The sequence below is a fragment of the Rhizomicrobium electricum genome (genome assembly GCF_011762045.1).
Classification (GTDB): Bacteria; Pseudomonadota; Alphaproteobacteria; order Micropepsales; family Micropepsaceae; genus Rhizomicrobium; species Rhizomicrobium electricum.
On record NZ_JAASQS010000006.1, the window covers coordinates 1 to 13,929 of the forward strand.

General features: G+C 64.0%; 14 protein-coding genes. 5 read left to right on the top strand and 9 right to left on the bottom strand.

What is annotated here, in order from left to right:
- Nucleotides 1–178: 178 nt before the first annotated feature.
- Complete coding sequence (locus FHS84_RS12435) at nucleotides 179–823, bottom strand: O-methyltransferase (RefSeq protein ID WP_166934721.1); 645 nt, start codon at nucleotides 821–823, stop codon at nucleotides 179–181.
- Nucleotides 824–904: 81 nt separating this feature from the next.
- On the opposite strand from FHS84_RS12435, the gene FHS84_RS12440 reads away from it, so the two are divergent.
- The gene (locus tag FHS84_RS12440; protein WP_166934723.1) at nucleotides 905–1,525 is read left to right on the top strand and encodes a TetR/AcrR family transcriptional regulator; all 621 of its coding nucleotides are present in this window, start codon (nucleotides 905–907) and stop codon (nucleotides 1,523–1,525) included.
- A 231-nt stretch (nucleotides 1,526–1,756) separates the two neighbouring features.
- On the opposite strand, the gene FHS84_RS12445 is transcribed toward FHS84_RS12440, so the two are convergent.
- Nucleotides 1,757–2,251: a demethoxyubiquinone hydroxylase family protein gene (locus tag FHS84_RS12445; protein ID WP_166934725.1), complete on the bottom strand. Its 495-nt coding sequence runs from the start codon at nucleotides 2,249–2,251 to the stop codon at nucleotides 1,757–1,759.
- A gap of 61 nt (nucleotides 2,252–2,312) precedes the next feature.
- A complete protein-coding gene (locus FHS84_RS12450; RefSeq protein ID WP_166934727.1) occupies nucleotides 2,313–2,825 on the bottom strand; it encodes a disulfide bond formation protein B in 513 nt (170 codons plus the stop codon).
- A 204-nt stretch (nucleotides 2,826–3,029) separates the two neighbouring features.
- Between FHS84_RS12450 and FHS84_RS12455 the strand changes: the two genes are divergently transcribed.
- Complete coding sequence (locus tag FHS84_RS12455; protein WP_166934729.1) at nucleotides 3,030–3,737, top strand: M48 family metallopeptidase; 708 nt, start codon at nucleotides 3,030–3,032, stop codon at nucleotides 3,735–3,737.
- 3 nt (nucleotides 3,738–3,740) lie between these two features.
- Here the strand turns inward: FHS84_RS12455 and FHS84_RS12460 are convergent, their stop codons facing one another.
- The 5 genes from FHS84_RS12460 to FHS84_RS12480 form a co-directional block, all read right to left on the bottom strand.
- The gene (locus FHS84_RS12460; protein ID WP_166934731.1) at nucleotides 3,741–5,699 is read right to left on the bottom strand and encodes a transglycosylase domain-containing protein; all 1,959 of its coding nucleotides are present in this window, start codon (nucleotides 5,697–5,699) and stop codon (nucleotides 3,741–3,743) included.
- A gap of 135 nt (nucleotides 5,700–5,834) precedes the next feature.
- Nucleotides 5,835–6,743, bottom strand: a complete 909-nt coding sequence (locus tag FHS84_RS12465; protein ID WP_166934733.1) for a GIN domain-containing protein — start codon at nucleotides 6,741–6,743, stop codon at nucleotides 5,835–5,837.
- Between the two features lie 444 nt (nucleotides 6,744–7,187).
- Entirely contained in the window at nucleotides 7,188–7,403 is a 216-nt protein-coding gene (locus FHS84_RS12470; protein WP_166934735.1) for a hypothetical protein, read from the bottom strand.
- Nucleotides 7,404–7,614: 211 nt separating this feature from the next.
- Complete coding sequence (locus FHS84_RS12475) at nucleotides 7,615–9,528, bottom strand: ankyrin repeat domain-containing protein (protein ID WP_166934737.1); 1,914 nt, start codon at nucleotides 9,526–9,528, stop codon at nucleotides 7,615–7,617.
- Between the two features lie 348 nt (nucleotides 9,529–9,876).
- On the bottom strand, nucleotides 9,877–10,560 hold the full coding sequence (locus tag FHS84_RS12480; RefSeq protein WP_166934739.1) for a response regulator transcription factor: 684 nt from the start codon (nucleotides 10,558–10,560) through the stop codon (nucleotides 9,877–9,879).
- Between the two features lie 78 nt (nucleotides 10,561–10,638).
- Between FHS84_RS12480 and ribA the strand changes: the two genes are divergently transcribed.
- Together ribA and FHS84_RS12490 are read left to right on the top strand one after the other, a co-directional pair.
- Entirely contained in the window at nucleotides 10,639–11,709 is a 1,071-nt protein-coding gene (gene ribA / locus FHS84_RS12485) for a GTP cyclohydrolase II (RefSeq protein ID WP_166934741.1), read from the top strand.
- 255 nt (nucleotides 11,710–11,964) lie between these two features.
- Nucleotides 11,965–12,438 carry a hypothetical protein gene (locus FHS84_RS12490; protein ID WP_166934743.1) on the top strand — a complete coding sequence of 158 codons (474 nt, stop codon included), beginning with the start codon at nucleotides 11,965–11,967 and terminating at the stop codon, nucleotides 12,436–12,438.
- A 207-nt stretch (nucleotides 12,439–12,645) separates the two neighbouring features.
- Here FHS84_RS12490 and FHS84_RS12495 read toward each other — a convergent pair whose 3' ends face one another.
- On the bottom strand, nucleotides 12,646–13,320 hold the full coding sequence (locus tag FHS84_RS12495; RefSeq protein ID WP_166934745.1) for a YggS family pyridoxal phosphate-dependent enzyme: 675 nt from the start codon (nucleotides 13,318–13,320) through the stop codon (nucleotides 12,646–12,648).
- Between the two features lie 87 nt (nucleotides 13,321–13,407).
- On the opposite strand from FHS84_RS12495, the gene FHS84_RS12500 reads away from it, so the two are divergent.
- Complete coding sequence (locus FHS84_RS12500; RefSeq protein WP_166934747.1) at nucleotides 13,408–13,926, top strand: thiamine phosphate synthase; 519 nt, start codon at nucleotides 13,408–13,410, stop codon at nucleotides 13,924–13,926.
- The last annotated feature ends 3 nt before the right edge of the window (nucleotides 13,927–13,929 follow it).

Below are 13,929 nucleotides of genomic sequence, written 5' to 3' on the forward strand. Positions count from 1 at the left end.
TCGCCGTCGCCAGGCGGTTACTCACCATCCTCAACGCCATCCTCAGGGATCGACGCCCATGGCAACCCGCTTGACACCCAAGACAGTCGCTCCCCCGCTATTCGCAAAACGTGCAGCTCTTCGGGCAGAACACCGCGGGGGAGGAAAGAGTGGGGATCGCATCAGAACGCGCGTCGCTCTAGCGGCCGATCCACAGCGAGAGTTCGACGTTCTCGATACACGGCAGCGACAGATACCCATTCGCAGTTTCACGCACCACGGCGACATAGTCCGGACACATATCGGAATTGTCGGCGACCACCAGCGTGCCGACGCCGAAATGCGGTTCGAGCAGCTTGAGGATTTTCGGGTAGAGCGGCTTGGCGCCGTCGAGCAGCACGAGATCGATGCGCGCCGGCAGATCGCGGGCGAGCGTTTCGAGTGCATCGCCTTCGCGGACATCCACCAGATCGGCGATGCCGGCCGCGGCCAGGTTCTTGCGCAACTGCGCCGCTTTTGCCGGTTCGAATTCGGTGGTGATGAGCCGGCCGCCGGTATCCTTCAGGGCAGCCGCCAGATGCAAGGTGGAAACGCCGAACGAGGCGCCGAACTCGACGGCGGCCTGGGCGTTGGTGGCGCGCGCCAGCACATAAAGAAGCCGCGCGGTCTCGGGCGCGACGGCGAGATAGAAATCCTTGGTGCGGGCGTAGAAATCGCGATAGTCGCCGGTGGGATCGCCGGTAAAGGCGGCTCGCTGCGCGTTCATGGCGATCTCACTGGCGTGCGCCTCGGCCAGAAGGCGGGCAATCTCGGGAGCAATCGGGGACTGGAGCAAAGCGGTCATCGGGGAAGCCTTGTATCTGTCGGTTACTCCAACAATAATGCGAATGTTTCGTCGCATTCACAATTCGCATTTCCGACGGTCATGACACAGCGCGAAAATCCCGCAGTAACCTTGCGAAAAGAGCCGCAACAGACGCGCTCGCGCCATCTCGTCGGCGCGGTTCTGGAAGCGGCGGTTCGCATTTTGAACGACGGCGGGTCTTTCACCATGGCGGCCATCGCCGACAAAGCGGGCGTCAGCGTCGGCTCGCTCTACCAATATTTTCCCAACAAGCAGGCGGTGCTGTTCCGGCTGCAGACCGAAGAATGGCGGGCGACGGCGGCGCTGATCGAAACCGCCCTCTGCGACCGCAGCAAACGCCCCGACGACCGGTTGCGCGCCATGATCCGCCTGTTCTTCCGCTCGGAATGCGAAGAGGCGCCGTTCCGCCGCGCGCTCGACGAGGCCTTGCCGCTCTACCGCCACACCCCGGAAGGCCAAGCCCAGCACCGGCGTTCGAAGAAGATCATGAGCGATTTCATTGCCGAAGCGCTGCCGCACGCAAGCCCGTCGGCCCGCGCCTTTGCGGCCGAGTTCGTGAAAACGACCATCACGGCGATGGGCGTGCGCCTCTCCGACCGCGCGCGTCCGCTGAAGGAGATCGACGCCTTCGCCGAAGCGACCGCCGATATGCTGACCGGCTGGCTGAAACGGATGGGGTGAGTGCGATGTTCAACGAGAGGGCCAGTACGCGGAGGCGCGGAAACACAAACCTGTCATTCCCGGCCGAACGATCTGAGCGCAGCGAAGAGCGTGGGAACCCAGGTGCTGTAGAGGTTTCGGTGATGAGGAGCGAGCGAAGATCGCCAGCAGCGTACTGTTGTCTCTACCTGGGTCCCCTTCCCGTCGCTGCGCTGCGCTAACTCCGCCGGGGATGACAGAGGTGTGTGCGCCCTAGATCTTCGTCGACAAGGCAATCGCCAATTTGCAGCCTTGTTTGATCGCGCTCGTGAGGAGCGTGTGGCCCAAGGCTTGTTCGGAGCCGTGGGCGAGCGCGGCGTCGCGATGGGCGATTTCGTCGGCGCGGAATTTTTCGATGGCGGTCTTCAGCTCGGGATCGCTGTCGCCCAGTACCGCAATCTGATGGGCATAGTGATCGTCGATCACCTCTTCCACCGCTTCGGTGCAGGCCATGGCGGTATGCTCGCCCAGCAAAGCGGTGGCGGCGCCGAGCGCAAATCCGGCGGCGTGCCAGACCGGCTGCAACACGGTGGGACGCACGCCGCGCTCGGCGATCAATGCATCGAAACGGGCGAGATGCTCGTCTTCCTGCGCCGCCATATGCCGGATCGCGTCGGCGGCCTTGGAGTTGCGCGCCCCGAACACCGCCTTCTGCCCGGCATAGATGCGCACGGCACCGTATTCGCCGGCGTGATCGACCCGGATCATCGCGGCGGTATCGGCGTGCGTGCCGGGCGCGGCAGGACGCGGTCTTCTCAGATGAGCCTCCTTACGAATTGGCCCAGCGGTCGAGCGCCGGAACCGGCAGTTTGATCTTCTTCAGGAGCAGCAGCGCGCCGAGGATCGCCACGCCCATGGAACAAAGGAAATTGTAGCCGGCCAACGAGATCCCGAACAGGCGCCAACCCGCGTTCTCGCAGGATACCACAGGCGAATTGATGTCCATGCTCGCGCTGAGGACGAACCGCGGGCCGCTGCAACTCGACGGTCCGGGCCACCAACGCCATTCAAGACCGGCCTGCCAGCCGCCGATCATCGCCGTCACGACGAGGAGAAGCAGAGCGAGCCACGCCAAGAGTTTGACCGTATTGCGGTCGATCACGTGCGTATAAAAGAGGACCGCGCCGCCCAATCCGGCCACAATGGCGCCATCATGCGGCCAACGCTGCCAGTGACACATCTCGCACGGCAGAACGCCGATCACGTATTGAAAGAACAACGCTCCGAGGATCATCGCCAGAGAATAGGCGCCGGCGAGCAGGGCCACCTTGTCTTCACGCATGATGCAATCGTCCTTTGAAGAAGACTTATTTCACAACGCTTCGGTGGTAAGCGAAAGCCATCCGGGATTACAAAGTCAACATGTCCGGCGGACAATTTTTCTTGCGTACGGTGATTTGAAGGCTAGAAACAATGCCGCATCCGCGTTGAGACGACGGTTTCATCGCGTATAAGAAGCGCTTCATTCCAAAAAAGGATCGAACGGTTGGCCAGACGCATTGTGCGGCGCGAGTTGTTGAAAATCGACGGACGGGCCGTCGAGCTGAACGTCAGGCTGAATCCGCGCGCGCGCCGGCTGATCGTGAAAGTGCATCCGACCACCGGCGAAGTGATGGTGATCGCCCCGTCCAAGCGCGCGCTCGACCGTGCGGTGGAATTCGCCCGCGGCGAATCCGATTGGATTGCCAAGCAGCTCGCCCACGTGCCGGCGCGCGTCGTGCTGGCCCCCGGCGCCCGCATTCCCTTCCGCGGCACCGATCATCTGATCCTCAGGTGCGAGAGCGGACCGGTGTCGGTCGAACCCGGCATCATCCGCATTGGCGGCCATGCCGAACACGCGCCGCGGCGGCTGTTGGATTTCCTGAAAAAACAGGCAAAGCGCGAACTGGAGCAGAAAAGCTTCGAATACGGCGCCAAGCTCGGCATCAAGCCGAAACGCATCACCGTGCGCGATACCGCCAGCCGCTGGGGCTCGTGCTCGTCGACGCGCTCGCTGTCGTTTTCCTGGCGGCTGATCCTGGCGCCGACCTTCGTGCTCGATTACGTGGTGGCGCACGAAGTCGCCCACATGAAGGAAATGAACCACGGCGAAAACTTCTGGCGGATCGTCGAAAACCTCATCGGCAACGTGACGCCGGCCCAAGCCTGGCTGCGCCAGCACGGCCCCGCCCTGCACCGCTACGCGCCGCGGTAAGGGTCACGTCCCAAACAATTTGTCCAGCAATTGCTGGAACGAATCCGGCTTCTGGTCGGGCGCCTGCTGGCCGTCCGCCGGCGGCTGATCGGTGGTGTTCTGCGCCGTGAGCGGTGTGCCGCCGGGCAGCGGTTTGGCGGGCAGGCCTTGTTCGGCGCCGCTCATGAAGCTCTTGAAAATGCGGGCCGGCAGGGTGCCGCCGGTGGCATGGATCATCGGCTGATTGTCGTCGTTGCCGATCCAGACGCCGCAGACGAGATCGGCGGTGAAGCCGACGAACCAGGCATCGCGATAATCCTGGGTGGTGCCGGTCTTGCCCGCGGTGGGATGATCGTCGAGCCGCGCCGCCTTGCCGGTGCCGTAGGCAACGACATCGGTCATCAGATCGTTCATGGCGGTGAGAGCGTCGGGCGCCACCACCTGGGCCGGGGCCGAGGTATTGCGCCGCCACAGCACCTTGCCCGCTTTCGTCTTGATGCTGACAATCCCGTACGGGCTGGCCGCCACGCCGCCGTTGGCGAACGGGGCATAGGCGGCGGTGAGTTCGAGCGGCGTCACCACCGAAGTGCCGAGCGCCAGCGACGACACCGCCTGCAGCGGCGTTTCGATGCCGAGGCGCCGCGCCGTATGCGCCACCGCCTTGGGGCCGACTTCCTGGGTGAGCTGCACCGCCACCGAATTCGACGAGATCGCGAACGCTTCGCGCAGCGAAACCTCGCCGCGATACTTGCCTTCGTAATCCTCCGGCTGCCAGCCGCGGATGTTGATGGGACCGTCGTTCATCACGTCGCTCGGCTTGCGGCCATGTTCGAAGGCGGTGAGATACACGAACGGCTTGAACGAGGAGCCCGGCTGGCGCAACGCATCGGTGGCGCGGTTGTAAGGGCTTTGCAGATAGGATGCACCGCCGACCATGGCGCGCACGGCGCCGTCGGGCGTCATCGCCACCAGCACCGCCTGGCTGGCGTTGAGCTTGGCGCCTTCCTCGCGAAGACCGGCGGTGACGGCGCGTTCGGCCTCGTTCTGCACGTCGACGTCGAAGGTGGTTTCCACCACCAAGGCTTCCTGCACCTCGCCGACATAGCCGGGGATCTGGCTCATCACCCAATCGGCGAAATAGCCGGCGCCGGGCGTGCCCGAGCCGCGCACGATGCGGGCGCGCGTGGTTTCGGCATCGATGCGAGTCGCCTGGTCGATGAAACCGGCGTCCTGCATGGCGGCCAGCACCACCGAGGCGCGGTTGTGACTGGCGTCGGGATCGAACATCGGATTGTAGCGCGCCGGGGCTTTCACCGAGCCCGCCAGCATCGCCGCTTCCGGCAGCGTGAGCTTCGCCGCCGGTTTGCCGAAGAAGCGCTGCGACGCCGCCTCGATGCCGTAGACGCCGGCACCGAAATAGACGCGGTTGAGATAGAGGGTGATGATCTGGTCTTTGGAATAGCGGTACTCGAGATAGAGCGCGAGCATCGCTTCCTGCATCTTGCGGCGGAAATTGCGGTCGGGAACCAGGAACAGGTTCTTGGCGAGCTGCTGGGTGATGGTCGAGCCGCCCTGCACCACATGCCCGGCGGAGGCGTTCTGGTAAGCGGCGCGGGTCAGGCCGATCGGATCGACGCCGAGATGGGAGCGGAAGCGGCGGTCCTCGATGGCGATGAAGGCATTGGGCACGTAGTCCGGCAAGGTGCGGACTTCGATCAGTTCGCTCTGGGTCAGGCCGCGGCGCGAGATCAGGCGATGGGCGTCGTCGTAGATGGTGATGTCGCGCGACGGACCGTTGGTCAAAAGACTGCCGACGTCGGGCAGTTCGGACAGAAAGCGCGAGAAGAAGATGCCGCCGAAGATCGTGCCCCAGGCGAGCAGCAGCACGATCACATACGGCCAGGTGCGATGACGCTTCGCCGGCTTCGGCGGCGTCGCCGCACGCTCGGCAATCTCATCCACCCGGTTGCGGGACCGCGCCATGCCCATGCCTCTTTCAGACCCATGATACTCGCGGCAGGTGGTTAACAGCCGTTAAACATTCCGGTTCCGCGGCACAAAAACGAACGGGCCGGAGCACCCTCCGACCCGTCCGCAAATCCGCAAAATCCGGGAAAATCAGCCGCCGATGTTCAGTTTGGCGCCGTCATTCTGGAGATTGCCACGATAGGCCTTGATGCGGACGCTGCCCGAGCCCATCGCCTCGATCTTGGGATTGACCGCCATGCCGCCGAAACTGACGTTGCCGGAACCCATGATCTCGACCTTGAACGGATCGGCCTCGCCGCCGGCGATGGTCACCGAACCGGACCCGGCAATCGAGGTCTTGACGCCTCCCCGCACGGTACCGGCCGAGAAATCGCCCGAACCGGCAATGTCGACGTCGATCGGGCCGTTGACGGCACCGACCGCGATCGAGCCCGAACCGGCGATATCGGCCTTGATGCGGGCGACGTCGCCGATGCGGATGTTGCCCGAGCCGGCGCTGTCGATCTCGACCGGACCGTAGACATTGCCGACCGTCAGCTTGCCGGCGCCGGCCATGTCGAGCTTGGCCGAGGCGACGTTGCCGACCGAAGATTCGGTGTAGCCCTGCACTTCGAACTTGAGCGGGCCCATGGTGTTGCCGATCGTCACATTACCGGCGGTCTCTTCGACGTCGACGGCGCTGCCGCGCGGCACGGCAATGTGAATCTGGAGCTGGCCGGGATTGGAATTCACGCCGCGGAAATCGAACCAATGGCGCCAGTCCCACACCGAACCGACCATCTCGGACTCGACCTTGAGGGTGCCGCCGCTGGTGCTGACATGCACCCGCTTGACCCGGTCGGGCAGGCCCGAGACCTGGATCGCCATCGGGCCGCTGTCCTTGACGTCGATGCGGACGGTGCCGACCACCGAATCCATCTTGAGCGCACGGGCGTCGTAGGTCTGCCACGAGCCGTTGATCCAGCCGTCGGCGGCCAGCGCCGGAAGCGTAAGCGCGGCGGCCAGGCTTGCACCGATCAGAAGCGAAGAAATGCGCATGACGAACTCCAGCCACGAAATCTCACGTTACAGATAGGCTCTGCCCACTGGTGCGTACAGACGGCCAAATTTGCAGACCCCGGTATCGAGTCACGAAAGGCTTCAAACTAGTGGCGGCGATGATAGCCGGGAATTGTTGCCAAACACGCGGGCGCCGTCGAAAAACCGCCCATCTCGCCCAGAACTTCAAGCCAAGCCATTGAATCAGATACACTTCTCATGTGAGAGCCCCCGACAGAGCTGTCGTGCTTCGGCAACATAATTGTTTTGCGGATTTTGGCACCAAGGGGGAGCCCCCCTCCCCCGCACCCTTTATCCTGCGACCAAGTTGCAGGTTCTCCGGCGCGGTCAAACAACACCGTAGAGATGGGAGCCGCGGGGCCGACCTTCAAGCGAAGAAATGAGCACGCGAAGAGGGTGAACCCAATTCCACCAATTCATGGGTCATCCAAACACCATTCCAACACCCCAGACCACGGCGAACGCAAACCAAACAATCTCGACGGCGACACCGGCCCAGTATTTTCCGGACCGGTCTGAGCGTTTGATGATCAGCGGCCCACTCCAACGCTCCGGATTGAAAGCTTCGCCTCTGACAAACGACGTAACGAGAATTGCTGCGGTCAGGATCGCCGGAAGCAGAAACAGCAACTTCCACATCGTCAAACCAACTTTGAAAACCCGCTGATACTACATCGCGGGCGATGAACAACGACCTGCTCTCGCTTGCCCGGATCAGCCGCCGGTTCGGGTTCTCCGTTGAGACCGAGATGTGCGCGAACACCCCCCTTCGCCTCGCTGACGCGAGGCACTTCCCCCCGTGAACAACGGGGGGCAGAAAACAAGCGGTCTCGCGTGCCGTTCGGAACGGCTACTTCCCCTTCTTCATCCGCGTCTTGCCGTCGAGGATCAGGACGCCTTTTTCCAGCACCCATCGAAACGAAACCGGCGCGGCGTTCGTGGGATAGACCACCAAGACATCGCCGTTGATCGTATAGGTGCCTTGATGGGCGGCGATCAGCGGATTGATCCCCTTGGGATACTTCTTCAGCGCGGCGGCGGTGAATTTCGAGGTGAAGCTGTAGGTGCCGGTCTTGGTCAGCGACAGGCTCATCACGGCGTAATCGATCCCCTCTTGCGTGCCCGACCAGGCGCCGATCAGCGCCCCCACAGCGATGGGTTTTCCGGCCACGGGGGCCTCTGCCGCCTGTACGCCCGCTGCGGCCAGCGCACCGCCACCACCTCGGCCGGCGCGCTTGGCGTAATTGGCCGCCGTCTCACCGGCGCTGTTCTTGGCCTGCGCATTGGCGCCTTTGTCGATCAACAGCTTCACCAGCTTTTCGTTGCCGGCGCCCGCCGCCAGCATCAGCGCGGTCTGGCCCCGGTCATCGGTAAGGTCGAGCTTGGCGCCTTTATTGATCAGGAGCGTGGCGCGCGCCGTACCCATGCCGTTGTCGGTCTGGCGCGCCGCGGCCATCAGCGCCGTGGTGCCGTTGCTGCTGGCGAAATCGACATCGGCGCCCTTAGCCAGAAGCGTGTTCATGATCGCGAGGGTGTCGCGCGACTTGAACGGATCGGGATTACCGGCCGCCGCGACCAGCGGCGTCACCAGGGCGTTGGCTTTCGAACGGACATTGAGGCTGGCGCCCGCATCGGCAAGCACCGCCACCATATCCGGCTGGAACAATTGCACCGCCTCAGTCAGCGGCGTCGTACCCAGCTTGTCGACGGGATCCAGATTGGCCTTGCGCTTGATCAGGTATTTGACGGTGTCGATCTGTTTGCCGAGGACGGCGTAATGGAGCGCCGTTTGGCCCGTGGCCAGGCTCTTCAATTCGAGCGTGGCGCCGTTGTCGAGCAGAAGCCCCACAGCTTCGGTGTTTCCGAACCGCGCCGCCATATGCAAAGCCGTAAAGCCGCCATTGCCGGCCGCCGCATTCGGCTGCAAATCGAGCTTCGGCTTGTACGTCAAGAGCTGCTTGATAAAGGCGAAGGCGTACTTGCCTTTATCGCCTTTTAAGGAAAGCACGGCCTCGATCAGCGGCGTCATGCCGGTGTTGTCGACGTGGTTGATGTCGACACCCTGGGAAACCAGATAGTCGAGCACCGCGTGCTGCTTGTGAAAAATGGTGGTGACCAGCACCGACTTGCCTTCGCTGCTGATGACGTTGGCTACCGCGCCGCGCTCGCGCAGCATCTTCACTGCGACGAGATCTTCGGCCCCGGAAACGAACCACAGTGCCGTTTCGCCGTGCGGGGTCCTGAAGTTGATGTCCAGACCTTTGGCCTCGGTCAGGAGAACCCGGATCACATCGGTATGGTCGCGCGCCGCCGCTCTGATGAGGGCGGTAACGCCGCGCGCCTCGGGTATTTCGTCGGTCGAGTCCTTGGCGTTGACCGTGGCGCCCATTTTCAACAGGATGCTGACGATCTCCGCCTGCCCCATATGCGCTGCCAAAATCAGCGGCGTGCGCGTCCAGGAGCCCATATCGTCCGTATAGGTGCCGCGCTTGTTGACAGCGATGCCGGGCGCCGCCAGCAGCGCCTTGGTGACCTCGATGTCCTTTTCGCGGATCGCCTTCAGCAGCATGGTTTCGCCGTCATAGGTGGCGTTGACGTCGGCCCCGTTTTGCAGCGCCGCGCGAACCTTTCCCAAATCGTTATATTCGATCGCATCATACAGCGGCGTCCTGGTCTCGGCCGCCGCCGCTGCGCAAACCGAAACGCACGCCCCGGACACGGTCAGCGCCAGCGCCGCCGAGCAAAAAATGTTCCTGAAATTCACAAAAGCCCCCGATGTCGCCAGCGCGTCGGCCGGTGTTGCCGGCGCACGCTATAGAGCGGCGCACGGCTTGACAACGTAGGGTCAATTTTGGCGGCCGCGCCCGCCACGATCCAGGCTCAGGAAGGATCGCAAACGTCTTTGCTCACCCGCGGCGTTCAATTAGCAGAGTGGCACGCTCTAAAAATAGCGGAGGGAATCGACCGAACGCCTGCGCACGCCCCCCTCCGTCTCAGCTTCGCTTGCGCTACGCCGCTCCCCCGCTATTTCACTATCTGAGCAACACTCCGGCCGGAGCACCGCTGGGGAGGAAAGAGGGGGATACGCTTGACGCTCGAGATGACCGCCGATCTACGGCAGCAGACGATACCCGCCGGTCTCGGTGATCAGGATGCGCGCGTCGCCGGGGTTTTCTTCGATCTTCTGGCGCAGCCGGTAGATGTGGGTTTCGAGCGTGTGCGTCGTCACCGCAGGGTTGTAGCCCCAGACCTCGTTGAGCAGGGTCTCGCGCGGCACCGTCTCGCCCATCCGGTAAAGGAATTTGAGGATGTTGGTTTCTTTTTCCGTGAGGCGGATCTTGCGCGACTTGGCATCGAGCAAGAGCTTGGCGCTGGGCCGGAAAGTATAGGGGCCGATGCGGTACATCGCTTCTTCGCTACGGTCGTGGCTGCGCAAATGCGCATGCACGCGGGCCATCAGGACGGCGAAGCGGAACGGCTTGGTGATGTAATCGTTGGCGCCCGAATCCAGTCCGGCAATGGTGTCGGCATCGCTGTCGGCGGCGGTCAAAAGCACGATCGGGCAGGTGACGCCCTGGGCGCGGAGCTCGCGGCAGAGATCGCGGCCGTCGCCGTCGGGCAGGCCGACATCGAGGATCATGAACTCGTACAGGCCGTCGGCGGCGCGTTCGCGCGCAGTGGCGCAATCGCCGGCCCGCACCACGGCGTATTCGCCCTCCTGCCCCAGTTGTTCGGCCAGGGATTCGGCGAGCATTTCGTCGTCTTCCAGCAACAGGACACGCTTGGCTTGCGTCATGATCGATCAGGCTTCCTAGGGACCGAAGCAGGCGGACTCTACCCGGTTTTCCCGTGCTGGTGTATTGGGATAGCCGTCATGCCGCAATCCCGCTCCCTGCCGCCCCCCGAAACCCGCCTTGATACCGTCGCCGCCGCCATCGACGCCTTGCGCGCCGGCCGCCCGGTGCGCCTAATGACGCCCGGCGTGCACACCATGTTCGCCGTCGAGACCATCCCGGCCGCGGCCCTGAAACGCCTGGAACGGCCGCTTCTTATTCTCAGCCATGCCAGGGCGCGGACCTTGAAAATCCGGCTTTACACGCCCCAAGTGGTGGCGCTGCCGGTCAAGTCCGGAACCAGTCCGGCCGACCTGCGGGCCATCGCCGACCCCACCATCGACCTCGACGCCCCGATGAAAGGCCCGTTCAACGCCCGCCGCGCCAAGCTCGGCCCGGCCTATGCGGCAGCGGTCAAGCTCGCCAAACTGGCGGGGCTCTTGCCGGCCGCGGTGGTGGTCAACGGCCCGGTGCGGGGCGGCCTCGATCTCAAAATCGCGGACATCACCGCCTACGAGACCCGCGCCGCCGACAGCCTTGCCATCGTGACGCGGGCGCGGGTGCCGCTCGAAGCCAGCGAGAAGACCGAACTCGTCGCCTTCCGCGCCGGGGACGGCGGGCCGGAAAACGTCGCCATCGTGATCGGCGAGCCGAAAAATCCGGTACTGACGCGGCTGCATTCGGAATGCTTCACCGGCGACCTTTTGGGCTCGCTCAAATGCGATTGCGGCGAACAGCTGCGCGGCGCCATCGCGACCATCGCGCGGGCCGGCGGCGGGGTGCTGCTCTATCTCGCCCAGGAAGGGCGCGGCATCGGTCTCATCAACAAGCTGCGCGCTTATCGTTTGCAGGATCAAGGCTACGACACCATCGAAGCCAACGAGCGCCTCGGTTTCGAAGCCGACGAGCGCGTCTATGCGGTGGCGGCGCGGATGCTGCAACTGCTCGGCTTCTCGTCGGTTCGTTTGTTGACCAACAATCCGGAGAAAGTCGTGGGACTCGAGAAAGCCGGGATCGCAGTCGCCGAACGGGTGCCGCACGCGTTTCCTTCCAATCGCCACAACGAATTCTATCTGCGCACAAAGGCGGAAAAAGCCGGGCATTTGTTGTAAGTAGAGCGTACAGACGCCACATGCGTTCTGCTCTCCGCGCGCTGCAAGCCCCCCTTCCCGCGCTGCGCGCGGACTTCCGCCCGCGTTCCCAGTGCATGCTCGCCCAGCCTTGCGCCCGCGTGGGGCAGAAAAGATAGAGCGACGTGCCCCCAACCGGCAATTCTTGCCGGGTGATGCGCAAGCGAAACTGAACGATTCCGCGGCGGGCCGGGTTGGCAAGGGGCTTGCTTTACTAAAGGCATGCCCGGAACCGATATGGTCCTTCGTAACCAGGATTACGCCCGCCAGCTTGCGGCCCCGCCCGCGCCGGCGAAGGCAGCCGAGTCCGGTTCCGGCTTCAGTTTCGGCGACTTCCTCGACATCATCAATCCGCTGCAGCACATCCCGGTGGTGTCGACGATTTACCGCCACCTGACCGGCGACAAGATCAGCACGCCGGAAAAGATCGCCGGCGATACGCTGTACGGCGGACTGACCGGCCTCATCTGCTCGCTCGGCGATGCCTTGTTCACCGAAGTCACCGGCAAGAGCGTCGGCGATACGGTGTATGCGGCCGTCATCGGCGACGACGAAGAACCCGCCACCGCCGTGGCGCAGAACGGCACCGCCGCGGAACGCACCGGCCTGACGCGCACGGCCGAGCTGTGGTCGCCGGCCCCGGCGCCAGCCACGCATCAGCAGGCCGCCGCCGCCTATCGCGCCAGCGGAAGGCTTCTCGCCGCGTATTAGCCCAACCCTGTCATCCCCGGCCGAGCGATCCGCAGCACGACGTGCGCAGGATGGCGAGGGGAAGGGGATCCAGGTCGAGACGCACACACGCTTGCGCAGAACTGGCCGTGCCTATCCTTAGACACCAATGCAGCTTGAATACCTGGGTCCCCTTCCCCTCACTGCGCTGACGCTTGCTCGGCCGGGGATGACAGCTTTTTTGCTGCTCTAGGGTTTTGAATAATCCCGTGCGCCGAAGATCGCGGTGCCGACGCGAACATGCGTGGCGCCGAATTTGATCGCGATCTCGAAATCGTCGCTCATGCCCATCGACAGAAGCGGCAGAGCGGCTTCGCCCGCGAGCTTTTTCAACAGGCCGAAATACGGCGCCGGGGCCAGGTCGAACGGCGGCACGCACATCAGGCCGACGAGATCGAGCTGAAGCGCGCGCACCTCTTCGACCAGCGCCAGGGTTTCGCGGGGGGCGACGCCGGATTTCTGCGGCTCCTCGCCGATATTCACCTGCACGAACAGTTTCGGATTTTTGCCCTGCTTGTCGCGCTCACTGGCGATGGCGCGGGCGAGCTTGATGCGGTCGACCGAATGGATGGCGTCGAACAGACCGACCGCCTCTTTCGCCTTGTTGGTCTGCAGGCCGCCGATCATGTGCAGTTCGGCATCGGGATACTCGGCTTTCAACGCCGGCCACTTGGCGAGCGCCTCCTGCACCTTGTTTTCGCCGAACAGGCGATGGCCGGCATCCAGCGCTTCGCGCACCACCTCGGCGGAATGGGTTTTCGACACCGCAATCAAATGGGTGGCGGGCGCAGGCGCAACGGCGGCCTGACGCGCTGCCTCGATACGGGCCTTGATGTATTCTAGATTGGCGGCGACGGGAGACATGGGATGAGCGATAGCGCTTCACGCCGGAGCATAGCAAGGGCGGCGGCCCGGCTGCGGGGTAAGGCGGAACTGCCGGCGCTGATACTGATGACCGACGACGTGCGGCTCCGCGATCCGGTGGCGGCGGCCCTTGCCCTGCCGCGCGGCAGCATGGTGATCGTCAGGAGCCGCGATGGCGCGCGACGGCAGGCTTTGGCGCACGCGCTGCGCGAGGTGGCGCGCACCCGCAGTCTTTTCCTGCTGATCGCCGGGGACGTGGCGCTGGCGCGGCGGATCGGCGCGGACGGCGTGCATTTGCCGGAAACGCGGATCGGCGAGGCGGCGGCGATCCGGGCGCGTAACCCGATGCTGGTGACGGTAGCGGCGCATTCGCTGCGCGCGCTGCGGCAGGCGGGATATGTCGATGCGCTGATCCTGTCGGCGGTGTTTGCGACCGCGAGCCATCCCGGCCGGGCGGCGCTGGGAGCGGTGCGGGCCAATCGAATGGCCCAGCAGGCGCCGCTGCCGGTGTACGCCCTCGGCGGCATTACCGCCCGAAACGCCCAGCTTCTCTTCGGTTTTTGCGGAATTGCGGCGATCGGGGCGTTAGGGGTTGACCCGGCCTGACCG